Below are 12,411 nucleotides of genomic sequence, written 5' to 3'. Positions count from 1 at the left end.
CGCGCGCCGCGCGCCGCGCGCCGGGTGCCGGGTGCCGGGTGCCGGGTGCCGGGTGCCGGCTCATGATCCACTGCTCCACCCCCTCCCCCGCACCACCGCCCGTGCTGACAGGATGACCCCGACCACACCGGGGGCGCGCCCGTGTCCCCGGAACGAAGGGGGAAGCCCATGGTGATACTCGTCCTGTCCGTCCTCGTCGTGCTGGCCGTCGCCGGGTGTGCCTGTGTCGTCTGGGCCTCGCGCGGCGGCCCGCGCTGGGTGCGCGGTGTGGCGTCGGCGACGGTCATGGCGGGCGAGCTGGTCCGCAAGTCGAGCCGCTCGCAGAAGAACTCGGGGCCGGGTTCGCAGTCGGGGTCGGTCGACGGGTAGCACCGGGCCGGACCCCCGTAGCACGTCGGGGGGGACCGGCCCGGTGAGCGCGGTGGGCGGGGTGAGCGAGGGCCCGGTGAGCGCGGGGGCCTGGTCAGCCGAGGTGCTGCGCGTCGCAGCACCCCTCTCGCCGCATCTGGCGGCTGACCTCCAGCCAGTCCACGGAGGCCCGCGCGCCGGCCTCGTCCGCCGCGTCGTGCCGCCCTGTCGGCGCGAAGTCGTCCAGCAGGTCGGCCTGTTCGAAGAGGATCCCGCCCCGCAGCACGGCCGGCGTGCGGACCAGCGTGGTGAAGTCGGTGAAGGGATCGCCGTCCACGATCGTCAGATCGGCCAGTTTGCCTTCCTCCAGCGTGCCGAGATCGGCGTCGGCGCCGAAGACGCGGGCGGGCAGCACGGTGGCCGTCCGCAGGGCCTCGGCCGGGGACAGGCCCGCGCGGTGCAGGGCGCGCAGACCCAGATGGAGGCTGAGGCCGACGGCGACGAGCGGCTGGTCCGTGCCGAGGGCGACCAGGCCACCGGCGGCGAGGATCCGCCGGTAGACATCGGTCTCCCGGCCGAGCGTCGCGAGCTGGTCCGGGGTCGGCGGGGCACCGGCCTGCTGCCGGACCAGGGCGATGTCCCACGGCGGCATCAGCGCGGTGACACGCGGGTCGTCCGCGAGGGCCGGGTCGGTGCCCAGCAGTGGCGCCGAGGTGAAGGGCGTGGCGACGAGATGGAAGTCGGTGCCGGAGTAGATCTCCGTGACGTCCTGGTAGGCGTTGCCGCGCGCCGAGGTGGCGTGCCCGAACTCCAGTCGCTGGGTGGCTTGGAGATGGGTCGTCAGATCCTGGCCGAGCTGTACGCCGGGGCTGCACAGATGGCCGCCGCTGCGCACCCCGAGCCGTTCGTGCGCGAAGTCGGCGGCCTCCTTCATCACCCAGCCGGGGGCCCGGACGTACGTCTTGACGAAGTCCCAGTCCAGGGCCTGCGCGCGGGCGAGTGAGCGCTCCAGGCCCTCGCGGGTGCGGTGGGCGCGGCCCATGCTGTAGGCGACCCGGGATCCGTCGAGGAGTTCGCCGGTGCTGAGCAGCCGGGGCCCGGTGAGGACACCGGCGGCGACCGCCTCGCGGATGCGGGCCTGTTCGTAGGCGAAGCCGCCCAGGGAGACGGCGGTGGTGATGCCGTACGCGATCTGGAGTGCGGTCTGGCGTCCGCCGTAGGTGCTCTGCCAGGGGTGGGTGTGGGCGTCCCACAGGCCCGGGATCACGGTCCGTTCACTCGCGTCGACGCGGCGGGCGGCGGGGCGTGCGGGGCGGTGGGCCGCCACCTCGGTGATCCGTCCCTCGCGGATCACGACGTCGACGTCCTCGCGGACCTCGGTGCCGGTGCCGTCCCAGAGGCGGCCCGCGTGCACGACCGTGTCGGCGGGGCGGGGTCTGCGGTAGTCGAGCGGGACCCGGACGGTACGGGCCGTGCCGCTCGCGATGTCGATCAGGCGCAGCCTGCCCGCGGAGAGGTAGAGGAGGCTGCGGGCATCGGCGGACCAGGAGGGGTGGTCGGCGGCCTCGGTGGTGAGGCGGCGGGGTGCTCCGCCGGGGGTGCCGTCCGGGCGTACCGGCAGCAGCCACAGCGCGGATTCGCAGATGACGGCCATCCAGCGGCCGTCGGGGGACCAGACGGGTCCGGAGTCGTAGCGGTCGGAGAGGGAGGTGTGCGGGGCGAGGGCGTGCAGGGTGGCCGTGCCGGTGGTGGTGTCGAGGACGCGGATGAGGTTGTAGCCCTCGCGGAACCGCCGGTTGAGCCGGTTGCGGTCGCACAGCGCCACGTAGCGGCCGTCGGGGGACCAACTGGGGCGGCCCGGCAGACCGCCGGAGCCGAGCGGGGCGGCGAGGAGGCGTTCGGGGCCGTGCGGCTGGTCCGGGTCCAGGTCCGGGGCCGGATTGGGGGCCGGGTTGGGGGCCAGGTCCCGGACCAGGTTGGTGGCCGAGTCGGGGGCCAGGTCCCGGACCAGCAGATTGCCGGACATGTCCAGGCAGGCCAGCCGGGTCCCGTCGGGCGAGAGGGCGGGGAAGACCCGGCCGCCCTCGGCGAGCACGGTCTCCGCGCCGGAGGCGAGGTCGCGGCGGCGCACGGCGAACAGCCCGTCGCGGTCGTCGGCGTAGACCAGGCCCTTGCCGTCGGGTGTCCAGACCGGCGCCAGCACATAGCGGGTGGCGGGGACCTGGAGGATCTTGCGGGGTGCCCGGCCGCCCTCGGTCCGGCCGATCCACAGCGCGTTGAGCGCGGCGAAGGCGACGGAACGGCCGTCGGGCGCGAGGGCGGGCAGGTGCAGCGCCCGTACGGGGCGGGTGCCGGTGCCCTCGAAGTCGTACGTCTTGCCACGGTAGGGCGGCCGTTCCACCGGCAGCGCGGCGGTGAACGGGATCTCCTCCGGGCTGCCCGGCGCGTCCGGGTCGAGCAGCCGGAACCGGCCGTCGACGGTGAGCAGCAGCCGTTCGCCGTCGGTCCAGCGGGGCGGGGCGGGCAGCACATCGCCGTCGACGGCGACCGGCCGTCCGTCGACCACGAGGGTGCAGGACGCGGTGGGCGCGGCGGTGGTGCGCAGATAGGCCAGGCGTCCGGTGGGTGAGACGGCGGGGGTCATCAACTGGGCGCCGGAGTCGTCGGTGTGCTCGGTGGTGACCGGGCCGGAGCCGTCGGCTGCCACGGCCGCGATGGTGTCCGCGCGGAGGGTGCCGGTCGCGGTGACGGCGGCGCGCACGAACAGCACCCGCTCACCGTCGGGCGACCAGGTGGGGTCGGAGTCCTCCCACTCACCGGCGGTCCACGGCTCCTGCCCGCCGGTGAGCCGGGTCAGCGCGCCCGTGCGCACGTCCACGGTCCAGATGCGGTACGGGGAGCCGGTCACGGGGTCGCCGCCGCGCTCGGAGGCGAACGCGATCCGGGTGCCGTCCGGCGACCAGGCGGGCCCCCGGTCGTCGTACGGCCCGTCCGTGAGCTGCCGCCGCCCGGAGCCGTCGGGGCGGAGCGTCCAGAGGTGGAATCCGCCTCCTTGGTAGGCGCAGACGACGAGGGTCCCGCCGTCGGGCGAGAACAGCGGGCGGGTGGGTTCGAACCCGGCCGGGGTGAGCGGCACGGCCTCGCCGCCCTCGCGGGGGACGGACCAGAGCACGCTCTGGATCTCGGCGATCAGCCGGTCACCGCCCGGCGCGAGGGTCGCGGAGCCACCGGTGGCGCGGGTGAAGGTGAGGGTGGTGGTGGCCGAGGTGGCGGAGGTGGCAGAAGTGACGGATGCGGCGGTGGTGCCTGCGGTGGCCGGGGCGGCGAGGGCGCCGGGGGCGCCGATACCGGCCATGCCGGTCATTCCGGTCAGCGCGGTCGCCGTGGCGGTGGTGGCCTGGAGGAATCTGCGGCGGGACAGCGGCGTAACCGGCGGGCTTTCCGGGCGGGCGGGGAAGGTGCCGGCGGGGCGGGCGGTGTCCGGGGCGGCTTCGGAGTCCAAGGGTGCTCCCAGTGCACGGAGTTGAGGTACCGGAGAGAAGAGGCCACTGGGCAACGTACGGGGGTGGGGCGGGGCGCGGGGGAGGCGAGGGCGGTTATCGGCCGATGTTCACTGCCTGATCGGGGCCCCGGACATCGGGGGACGGGACGGACACGGGTGTCGCGCCGACGGGTCGACGGTGAGGCGTCGACGGGGCCTCGACCGGTCGACGGTGGGGCGTCGACGGATATCGCGGTGACCGTGGCGGTGGCGCCGACACGGCCCCTCCCTGGCGGCGGAAGGATGCGCGGAGGCCGTCGACCCGGGGAGAGCGTTCCCCGGCCATTCACGGCCGCATCACCTCGGGGCGGTTGCACCCGCCCATGCCCGCTCTACGGTCGTGAGGTCACCCGATCCCGTACGAGTGAGGTGCGATGTCCGCTAGACGAGTCCTCGCCGGCCTGGCGCTGGCGCTGGCCCCGGTGTTCCTGGTGTCCGCCCTGCCCAGCGCCGCGCAGGCGGCGAACGGCGGCCGTGGAGTACCGCCCCAGAAGACACAGTTCGATCTCCAGGCGCATCGCGGTGGCCTCGGCCTGACGACGGAGTCGACCCTGGCGGGGTTCGCCAAGGCGCTGCGGCTCGGCGTGACCACCCTCGAACTGGACACCCAGGTCACCAAGGACGAGAAGGTGGTCGTCACCCACGACCGCCAGGTCAGCGCCACGAAGTGCCGTGACACCGGCCCCGCGGTGCCGGGCGACCCGATGTACCCGTACGTCGGCAAGTACATCAAGGATCTGACGCTGGCCCAGATCAAGACCATGGACTGCGGCTACCAGCAGCTCCCCGGCCACCCCGGGCAGGAGGTCGTCACGGGGGCCCGGATGGCCGAGCTGAAGGACGTGCTCAACCTGGTCAAGAGCTACCGGGCGTACCAGGTGACGCTCAACATCGAGACCAAGGTCGAGGCGGGCGCCCCCGAACAGACCGCGCCACGCGAGCTGTTCGTGCGCCGGGTGTACGAGGAGATCCGCAGGTCCGGTCTCCAGGACCAGGTCAGTATCCAGTCCTTCGACTGGGGCGCGCTGAAGGCGATGCACGAGCTGGCCCCGAAGTGGCCGCTGGTCGCCCTCACCAACTACGACTTCCTCCAGGTGGGCAAGGCCGGCGCCTCTCCGTGGCTGGGCGGGATAGACGCCGACGACTACGACGGCGACTTCGTACAGGCGGCCTCCACGATCCGCGGCGTCAAGGCCCTCTCCCCCAACTACGGCTTCCCGCAGAACGGCAAGATCGGCGACCCGGGCTTCCGCTTCTACCCGGACGCGCAGATGATCGCCGACGCCCACGCCAAGGGCCTGAAGGTCATCCCGTGGACCTGCGACGACCCGGCGACCATCGAGGCCCTGATCGACCTGGGCGTGGACGGCATCATCACCGACTACCCGGACCGGGTCCGCCAGATCATGGCGGAGCGGGGGATGCGGCTGCCGAAGTCGTACGGGCCGCGCTGACCCGATGAGGCGATGGGGCGGGGCGGTGTCCGCGCTCTTGGGCCCTGCCCACTGGGGCCCCGCGCCCAGGGGCCCCGCGCTCCTTTGCCGCGCCCTTGTGGGCCCCGCCCCGCACGACCGTTTCGTTCAAGACCGGAACCCGGGCCGACGGCTACGGTCGCGGCCATGGGAACAGCAGAAACGTACGAGAACACACACAGCCTGCACCTCAGCACTCGGATCGACCGGCCCGCCGAGGACGTGTACGTCTTCGCGTCGGCCCCGTCCAACCTCCCCACGTGGGCCGCGGGGCTGGGCAGTGCCGTGGAGCAGGTCGACGGCCGCTGGATCGCGGACTCCCCCATGGGACGTGTCGAGGTCGTCTTCGTACCCCGCAACGACTTCGGCGTCCTCGACCACGATGTCACCCTGCCGTCGGGCGAGGTCGTCCACAACCCGGTACGCGTGATCGCCGACGGCGCCTCGGCATCCGAGGTGCTGTTCACCCTGCGCCGCCGGGACGGCATGACCGAGGAGCAGTTCGCGCGGGACGCGGAGATGGTGAGGGCGGATCTGGCGACGTTGAAGCGGGTGATGGAGGAGGAGGCGGCGGCGTAGAGGGCGATCGTCGAGGGCTCTCCACGCCGAGTGCCTCCCCGGGAGACTGAAGCCCCCCGCTCCCGTCGCCGTCGCCCTCAGCGCACCGGCGCGCTGCTCCGCCCCCGTCGCCGGCCGCTCAGCTCGGCGTCGAGCGTCTCCTGGGCGACCCGCATGCCCTCGGCGTACACCGGCTCCTGGAGGCGCTGCCACATCTGGTCCTCGGTGACTTCCTCGACGCGGGCGCTCACCCACCAGATATTGCCGAACGGGTCCTTGATCCGGCCGCCGCGCTGCCCGAAGGCGTCGTTCGCGAGCGCCGTGAGGACCTGCCCGCCGGCCGCGAGGGCCCGTTCGAACGCCTCGTCGGCGTCGGGGACGTACAGATTGAGCAGGCTGGGCAGGACGGGCCAGTCCGCGCGCCGGTCGAAGGCGAGGACCACCGTGTCGCCGACCCGGATCTCGGCGTGCCCGATCAGCCCGTCCTCGGTGGCGACCCGCCCGAGTTCCACCCCGCCGAACGCCTCGCTGACGAAGTCGAGAAAGGCTCCGGTGTCGTCCGTGACGACCCAGGGCGCCACGGTGGTGTATCCCTGCGGGGCTGCGGAGATCTGGTCGGTCATGGTCCGTCCTTCGGGTGGGTGAGGTGGGGTGGAGTGGGGTCACGTGGGGTGGTCGGCGATGTGGTCACACTAGGCAGGCTGTAGGTCAGATCCTGACCTCTTGGCCCCAGGCTCGGTGGCTGGGACGTGATCCGGTGCGGGGGACGGTACGGGGGTCAGTGCAGGGGATGCGGGGAGTCGCGGCCAGGACGATCCTGAGGACATGGCGGCGATTCGCGTGATCGTGCAGCCACCCTCTCCCACCGGCGGGCGGCGGGTACGGGTCGACGGCGAGATCCTCGGCATCGCGTACAGCACGAGGGACCTCGCCGAGTTCCTGCGCCGCGCCGGGCTGGAGGTCGACCCCGAGGACGTACCGACCCTCACCTGGATCGAGTGGCGCGGCATGGGGCCGGACCACTGGGGGCCGGAGACCGGCGGCTGAGGCATGCGCGGGCCGCCGGGGGTCGGGGCGGGCCGTCGTACGGAGCCACCGTCGTGCGTTGTCGGCGCCGTACGTTGCCGCCCCGCTCCGGACCCGTGGCGTGGCCCCGCCTAGAATCCCTGGCTCATCGCCGGGTCCGGAGGGGGAATCGCGTGCCGTTCAAGATGACGGAGGAGTTCGCGTCAGCCATGGTGACGGTCATTCCGATCATCATGTTGGTGGCGGCGGTCGAGTTCAACAGCTTCCACAGAACGCTCGAAGACGCGCACAACGAGGTACTCCACTCGATGAGCGAGAAGATCCAGGCCGCGCGGGAAGGGCGGGAGGTCCCTGCCGGCCGGCATCGGACCAGGCGCACCTACTGGACCGTCTGGGCGTGGCTCGCGCTCTGGGCCAGCCATACCGGCGCCGAAGTCCAGCTGATCAGATGGCTCGCCGGCGACGCACGACAGCCGGACCCGCTCACGGCTCAGGTCGTCGCGAACATCGCCATCCTCGGATTCGCGGCGATCCTGCTGGTTCCCTTGATCCAGCAGGTCCTGGACACCCGGTCCCGCCGCCTCAGGTTCGAGGCGATGGTCATGGAACTCGAATCCCTCAGGTCGAGGAGCGGCACCCGGTAAAGGGCCATGGGGCGCGGGCTCGCGGGGGGGGTCTGCTCCCGGGGGCGGTGGGCCTCCCGTCGCGCTGCGTCAGCGCGCCTCGACCTCCCCACCCCGGCCAGCCTCGCCGCGCTCCCCCCGTCCATGTGGGCACCACGATCTGGCAGAACCGCTCGACCATCGCCCCGATCGCGCGGGACGACGACCTCGCGCTGCTGCACCGGATCACCGCGCCGACCCTGCTGATGGCCGGCGTCCTGGGCCAGGAGATGCCCACGGACGTGGCCCGCGGATGCGCGAGGTGATCCCCCACGCCCGGCTCGCGGAACTCCCCGGCAGCGACCACTTCGCCTTCGCGACCCGACCCGAGCTGGTCGATCACCTGCTGGATACCTTCCTCACCGGGCCGGACGCCGCCTGAACCGGCGGTTCCGCGGCCACCCGTATCGCCGTCTTCCCGCTTCCCGCTTCCCGCCTCCCGCTTCCCGCTTCCCGCTTCCCGCTTCCCGCTTCCCGCTTCCCAGGAGAGATTCCATGGCAGACTCCTCGCCTCCGCCCTTCCCGCTGCCGATCGCCACCGAGGTCGCGCCCGCCGACCTCACGGACAGCACCCTGCTGGTCGCGGCGCCCGAGCCGCAGATCAAGCCGGGTTCCGTGGAGCTGACGGAACATCCCGACGTCCCCTACCGCTCGGTGGCACTGCCCGACGGCACCCGGCGGGAGCTGAAACTGGACGTGCTGCGCCCCGCCGCGCCCGGCCGGCTGCCGCTGGTCGTCTACGTCCCCGGCGGCGCCTTCCTCTTCGCCAACCGGACCAACGCGCTCGGACCGCGCGCATATCTCGCGGAATCGGGTTTCGTCGTGGCGAGCGTGGAGTACCGGACCGTGCCCGAGGGCGGTACGTACACGATGTCCGCCGAGGACGTCCGCGCGGCCGTCGCCCATCTGCGCGAGCACGCCGACGCCTACGGCATCGATCCCCGGGCCGTGGGCGTATGGGGAGAATCGGCCGGCGGCTACGTGGCGGCCATGACCGGCCTCGCCCCCGAGGGCGAATCCGGGCCGCAGGGCCGGGTGCAGGCCGTGGTGGACAGCTTCGGCGCGTCCGATCTCTCAGCCCTGGCAGCCGACTTCGACGCGCGGGCCCGGGCTTTCTACGAGGAGCAGGTCACCCACTTCTCCGCCTTCCTGGGCCGGCCCGGCCACCTGCTCAAGGACATCCCCGACGCGGTACGCGCCGCCGACCCGGTGACGTACGCGACCGCCGGCGCCCCGCCCTTCCTGCTGCTGCACGGCAGCGCGGACTTCCTGATCTCCCCCAGCCAGACCCAACGGCTGCACCGGGCCCTACGGGCCGCCGGAGCGGACTCGACCCGCTACGTCCTGAACGGCGCCAACCACGGCGACATCTCGTTCCTCGGCGACCCCGAGAGCGGGCGACCCTGGACCACGACCACCACGCTGGATTTGATCACCGGGTTCTTCCGGGAACGGCTCGGCTCCTGAGCGGGGGGTTTGGCGAGGGAGGAGGGGGCGCTGGCGACTGAGGTTTCCTGAGCCGGGGGCCTTGTGACCCGGGGGCCCGCGCCCCAGAGGGGCCTGCGACCAAGAGCCCCCGCGACCCAGGAGAGTTCATCCAGCCTGGAAGCCATCTCACCCGGAGGGTCTCTTTGGCCCGGGGCTCCTCCGCCCCGGGGCATGACGCTCGCACCGAGGGCCGCGCCTCCCGCCTCGGGGGGCATGCCCTTGCACCGGAGACCGCGCGCTCCCACCAACCACACCCCCTTGCGCCAAGGCCCACCCCATCCCCCACACTCCCCCCATGGACACCGCCCACTTCCTCGACACCCTCGACGCCGAAGGGCGGCTGCTGGCCACGGCCGCCGAGCGGGCCGGGACCGACGCGGCCGTGCCGACCTGCCCCGACTGGCGGGTCGGCGATCTGCTGCGGCATACGGGCACGGTCCACCGCTGGGCGGCCGGTTTCATCGCCGACGGCATCCAGGCTCCCCGCCGCCTCGACCCGCTCCCGGCGCTCGACGGGCCCGAACTGGTGGCCTGGTACCGGGACAGCCACCGCGAGCTGGTCCTGGCGCTGACCCGGGCCGCGCCCGACACCGAGTGCTGGGCGTTCCTGCCGGCGCCCTCGCCGCTGGCCTTCTGGCGGCGGCGCCAGGCGCACGAGACGACCGTGCACCGATTCGACGCGGAGGCGGCACTGGCGGCGACCCGGGGCGGCACACCTCCACCGACGCCGACGGAAGACCGGATCGGCACACCTCCACCGGCCCGGACGACAACACGGCCCGCCGCCCCCTCACCCATCGCCCCGGACTTCGCGGTGGACGGCATCGACGAATTGCTGCGCGGTTTCCACGCCCGCGCCAGAAGCCGGGTCCGTACGGAGAAACCCCGGGTGCTGCGGGTACGTACCTCGGACGCGGACGCCGTATGGACCGTACGGCTGTCACAGGAACCACCGGCGGTGACGCGAGGCGCGGCGGAAAACGCGGAGTGCGAACTGTCCGGCCCCGCCGACCTGCTGTATCTGGCGCTGTGGAACCGGGTCCCGGTACCGCAGGTGTCCGGCGACCCGTCCCTCGCGAGGCTTTGGCGGCAGACGTCGGCGGTGTGAGGGGAGACTGAGGGGGCCAAAGGGGCCCGTAGCAACGGAAGTGCCCACGGCGGGCCGGGAACTCAGCGGCGCGAGCCCGTCAGCACCCGCCCCCTCACCCCCGTAAGGCACCCGCTCCTCAACCCGCCCCCTCACCACCCGCCAGCATCCGCGTCAGCACCTCGCGCTGCACCGGCAGCACCGCCCGGTACAGCTCGCGCCCCCGGTCCGTCAGCAGGACGCGCACGCCGCGCCGGTCCTCGACGCACATCGCGCGCTCCACCAGCCCGTCCCGCTCCAGCCGGGCGATCAGCCGGGACAGGGCGCTCTGGCTGAGATGGATCCGGTCGGAGATCTCCTGGACGCGGAAGGAACAGTCGCCGTCCGGGGGCGTGCTCTCGGCCAGCACGTCGAGCACCTCGAAGTCGCTGGCGCCCAGGCCGTGTTCATGCAGCACCCGGTCGAGTTCGCACTGGGTGCGCGCGTGCAGGGCCAGGATGTCGCGCCATTGCTCCACGAGTGCCCGCTCGCCCCGCGGCTCGCCCTTCGTCACCGGCATGGGCCGCACCGTAGCAGAGAAAGTCCATTTGTTGCACCTGAATTAAATGTACTTGCATCCAATGCACATGCATGTACTGTCTCGCCCATGACCTCTCCGCTCGTCACCTCCGCGCCCGAAGGGCGCTGGACTCCCCGACTGTGGGGCACCCTGCTGGTGCTCTGCGCCGCGATGTTCCTCGACGCGCTGGACGTGTCGATGGTCGGCGTCGCCCTCCCGTCCATCGGCGCGGACCTCGGCCTGTCCACCTCGTCCCTGCAATGGATCGTCAGCGGCTACATCCTGGGGTACGGCGGTCTGCTGCTGCTCGGCGGTCGCGCCGCCGACCTGCTGGGCCGGCGCCAGGTCTTCCTGGTCGCGCTCGCCGTCTTCGCCGTCGCCTCGCTCCTCGGCGGCCTGGTCGACTCCGGCCCGCTGCTGATCGCCAGCCGCTTCGTCAAGGGCCTGAGCGCCGCGTTCACCGCACCCGCCGGCCTGTCGATCATCACCACCACGTTCCCGCAGGGCCCGCTGCGCAACCGGGCCCTGTCCATCTACACCACCTGTGCCGCCGCAGGCTTCTCCATGGGCCTGGTGCTGTCCGGACTGCTCACCGAGGCCAGCTGGCGGCTGACCATGCTGCTGCCCGCCCCCATCGCCCTGATCGCGCTGATCGCCGGCCTGAAGCTGCTGCCGCGCAGCGCCCGCGAACGCGACCACCAGGGGTACGACATCCCCGGCGCCGTCCTCGGCACCGCCTCGATGCTGCTGCTGGTCTTCACCGTCGTCCAGGCCCCCGAGGTCGGCTGGGCGTCCGCCCGCACCCTGCTGTCGTTCCTGGCCGTCGCCGCCCTGCTGGCCCTGTTCGTACGGGTCGAGCGGCGTTCGCCGGGACCGCTGATCCGGCTCGGGGTGCTGCGCTCGGGCACCCAGGTGCGCGCCCAGCTCGGCGCGATGACCTTCTTCGGCTCGTACATCAGCTTCCAGTTCCTGGTCACGATCTACATGCAGGAACTGCTCGACTGGTCCGCGCTGCACACCGCGCTCGCCTTCCTGCCCTCGGGCGCCGTCGTCGCCCTGTCGGCGACCATGGTCGGCTCGATCGTCGACCGGTTCGGCACCCAGCGGCTGCTGGCGATCGGCTTCGCGCTGCTGGTCACCGGGTACGCGCTGTTCCTCGGCATCGATCTCGACCCCGTGTACGCCGCCGCGATCCTGCCCAGCATGCTGCTGATCGGCGCGGCCTGCGCACTGGTCTTCCCGTCCCTGAACATCCAGGCCACCAACGGCGTCGACGACCATGAACAGGGCATGGTCTCGGGCCTGCTGAACACCTCCGTGCAGGTCGGCGGCGCGATCTTCCTGGCCGTGGTCACAGCGGTGGTCACCGCGGGCGCCCCGGAGAACGCCACCCCGCAGGCCGTGCTCGACAGCTACCGTCCGGGCCTGCTCGTCGTCACGGGCATCGCCGTCGCCGGGCTGCTGCTGTCCCTGACCGGACTGCGCGGCCGGCCTCGCGGCGAGTCCCTCGTCGTCACCCAGTCCACCGTGAAGGAGACGGAAGCGGACCGCGTGCCGGTCCGCGACTGAACAGGGGGTCCGTCTCCGAAGGGGTGGCCGGGGCGGGCGGGGTGGCCGCGCCGGGCCCCCCGAGCAGGCAGGCCGGGCTGGACACCGCGGGGGTGCAGGGG

Annotated in this window: 13 protein-coding genes; 10 read left to right on the top strand and 3 right to left on the bottom strand. The window is 72.8% G+C overall.

Annotated features, from left to right (window positions below; translation table 11 throughout):
- The first annotated feature begins 168 nt into the window (after nucleotides 1–168).
- Nucleotides 169–369, top strand: a complete 201-nt coding sequence (locus ACFXAZ_RS36395) for a hypothetical protein (protein ID WP_384600336.1) — start codon at nucleotides 169–171, stop codon at nucleotides 367–369.
- 94 nt (nucleotides 370–463) lie between these two features.
- On the opposite strand, the gene ACFXAZ_RS36390 is transcribed toward ACFXAZ_RS36395, so the two are convergent.
- Nucleotides 464–3,850, bottom strand: coding sequence for an amidohydrolase family protein (locus tag ACFXAZ_RS36390; protein ID WP_384600333.1), 3,387 nt, complete (start codon nucleotides 3,848–3,850; stop codon nucleotides 464–466).
- A 413-nt stretch (nucleotides 3,851–4,263) separates the two neighbouring features.
- Here ACFXAZ_RS36390 and ACFXAZ_RS36385 point away from each other — a divergent pair, with 413 nt between their 5' ends.
- Both ACFXAZ_RS36385 and ACFXAZ_RS36380 read left to right on the top strand, forming a co-directional pair.
- Complete coding sequence (locus ACFXAZ_RS36385; protein ID WP_384600329.1) at nucleotides 4,264–5,343, top strand: glycerophosphodiester phosphodiesterase family protein; 1,080 nt, start codon at nucleotides 4,264–4,266, stop codon at nucleotides 5,341–5,343.
- 165 nt (nucleotides 5,344–5,508) lie between these two features.
- Nucleotides 5,509–5,940 (top strand): SRPBCC family protein, encoded by a 432-nt coding sequence (locus ACFXAZ_RS36380; RefSeq protein ID WP_384600326.1) that lies wholly within the window; start codon nucleotides 5,509–5,511, stop codon nucleotides 5,938–5,940.
- A gap of 77 nt (nucleotides 5,941–6,017) precedes the next feature.
- Here the strand turns inward: ACFXAZ_RS36380 and ACFXAZ_RS36375 are convergent, their stop codons facing one another.
- The gene (locus ACFXAZ_RS36375; RefSeq protein ID WP_384600323.1) at nucleotides 6,018–6,542 is read right to left on the bottom strand and encodes a VOC family protein; all 525 of its coding nucleotides are present in this window, start codon (nucleotides 6,540–6,542) and stop codon (nucleotides 6,018–6,020) included.
- A 202-nt stretch (nucleotides 6,543–6,744) separates the two neighbouring features.
- Here ACFXAZ_RS36375 and ACFXAZ_RS36370 point away from each other — a divergent pair, with 202 nt between their 5' ends.
- The 6 genes from ACFXAZ_RS36370 to ACFXAZ_RS36345 all read left to right on the top strand — a co-directional run bounded on the left by ACFXAZ_RS36370 (nucleotide 6,745) and on the right by ACFXAZ_RS36345 (nucleotide 10,203).
- Entirely contained in the window at nucleotides 6,745–6,966 is a 222-nt protein-coding gene (locus ACFXAZ_RS36370; RefSeq protein ID WP_384600321.1) for a hypothetical protein, read from the top strand.
- A 152-nt stretch (nucleotides 6,967–7,118) separates the two neighbouring features.
- Entirely contained in the window at nucleotides 7,119–7,589 is a 471-nt protein-coding gene (locus tag ACFXAZ_RS36365; protein WP_384600318.1) for a hypothetical protein, read from the top strand.
- A gap of 125 nt (nucleotides 7,590–7,714) precedes the next feature.
- Nucleotides 7,715–7,873: a hypothetical protein gene (locus ACFXAZ_RS36360; RefSeq protein WP_384600315.1), complete on the top strand. Its 159-nt coding sequence runs from the start codon at nucleotides 7,715–7,717 to the stop codon at nucleotides 7,871–7,873.
- Entirely contained in the window at nucleotides 7,861–7,989 is a 129-nt protein-coding gene (locus ACFXAZ_RS36355) for an alpha/beta fold hydrolase (RefSeq protein WP_384600312.1), read from the top strand. The genes ACFXAZ_RS36360 and ACFXAZ_RS36355 overlap by 13 nt, the downstream gene beginning before the upstream one ends.
- Before the next feature lie 113 nt (nucleotides 7,990–8,102).
- Entirely contained in the window at nucleotides 8,103–9,074 is a 972-nt protein-coding gene (locus ACFXAZ_RS36350; protein WP_384600309.1) for an alpha/beta hydrolase fold domain-containing protein, read from the top strand.
- Nucleotides 9,075–9,390: 316 nt separating this feature from the next.
- Nucleotides 9,391–10,203, top strand: a complete 813-nt coding sequence (locus ACFXAZ_RS36345) for a maleylpyruvate isomerase family mycothiol-dependent enzyme (protein WP_384600306.1) — start codon at nucleotides 9,391–9,393, stop codon at nucleotides 10,201–10,203.
- Between the two features lie 118 nt (nucleotides 10,204–10,321).
- Here the strand turns inward: ACFXAZ_RS36345 and ACFXAZ_RS36340 are convergent, their stop codons facing one another.
- Nucleotides 10,322–10,741 (bottom strand): MarR family winged helix-turn-helix transcriptional regulator, encoded by a 420-nt coding sequence (locus ACFXAZ_RS36340; RefSeq protein WP_384600302.1) that lies wholly within the window; start codon nucleotides 10,739–10,741, stop codon nucleotides 10,322–10,324.
- Between the two features lie 87 nt (nucleotides 10,742–10,828).
- Here ACFXAZ_RS36340 and ACFXAZ_RS36335 point away from each other — a divergent pair, with 87 nt between their 5' ends.
- Nucleotides 10,829–12,310 (top strand): MFS transporter, encoded by a 1,482-nt coding sequence (locus tag ACFXAZ_RS36335; protein ID WP_384600297.1) that lies wholly within the window; start codon nucleotides 10,829–10,831, stop codon nucleotides 12,308–12,310.
- Nucleotides 12,311–12,411: the final 101 nt, after the last annotated feature.

Source organism: Streptomyces sp. NPDC059477 (assembly GCF_042749375.1).
Taxonomy (GTDB): Bacteria; Actinomycetota; Actinomycetes; order Streptomycetales; family Streptomycetaceae; genus Streptomyces.
This window is presented reverse-complemented; position numbering and strand designations above follow the sequence as displayed.

What these genes read in the sequence shown, in the direction of transcription:
- ACFXAZ_RS36335 (WP_384600297.1), top strand. Translation starts at nt 10,829, where the DNA reads ATGACCTCTCCGCTCGTCACCTCCGCGCCCGAAGGGCGCTGGACTCCC.
- ACFXAZ_RS36370 (WP_384600321.1), top strand. Translation starts at nt 6,745, where the DNA reads ATGGCGGCGATTCGCGTGATCGTGCAGCCACCCTCTCCCACCGGCGGG.
- ACFXAZ_RS36395 (WP_384600336.1), top strand. Translation starts at nt 169, where the DNA reads ATGGTGATACTCGTCCTGTCCGTCCTCGTCGTGCTGGCCGTCGCCGGG.
- ACFXAZ_RS36385 (WP_384600329.1), top strand. Translation starts at nt 4,264, where the DNA reads ATGTCCGCTAGACGAGTCCTCGCCGGCCTGGCGCTGGCGCTGGCCCCG.
- ACFXAZ_RS36340 (WP_384600302.1), bottom strand. Translation starts at nt 10,741, where the DNA reads ATGCCGGTGACGAAGGGCGAGCCGCGGGGCGAGCGGGCACTCGTGGAG.
- ACFXAZ_RS36355 (WP_384600312.1), top strand. Translation starts at nt 7,861, where the DNA reads ATGCGCGAGGTGATCCCCCACGCCCGGCTCGCGGAACTCCCCGGCAGC.
- ACFXAZ_RS36345 (WP_384600306.1), top strand. Translation starts at nt 9,391, where the DNA reads ATGGACACCGCCCACTTCCTCGACACCCTCGACGCCGAAGGGCGGCTG.
- ACFXAZ_RS36375 (WP_384600323.1), bottom strand. Translation starts at nt 6,542, where the DNA reads ATGACCGACCAGATCTCCGCAGCCCCGCAGGGATACACCACCGTGGCG.
- ACFXAZ_RS36380 (WP_384600326.1), top strand. Translation starts at nt 5,509, where the DNA reads ATGGGAACAGCAGAAACGTACGAGAACACACACAGCCTGCACCTCAGC.
- ACFXAZ_RS36350 (WP_384600309.1), top strand. Translation starts at nt 8,103, where the DNA reads ATGGCAGACTCCTCGCCTCCGCCCTTCCCGCTGCCGATCGCCACCGAG.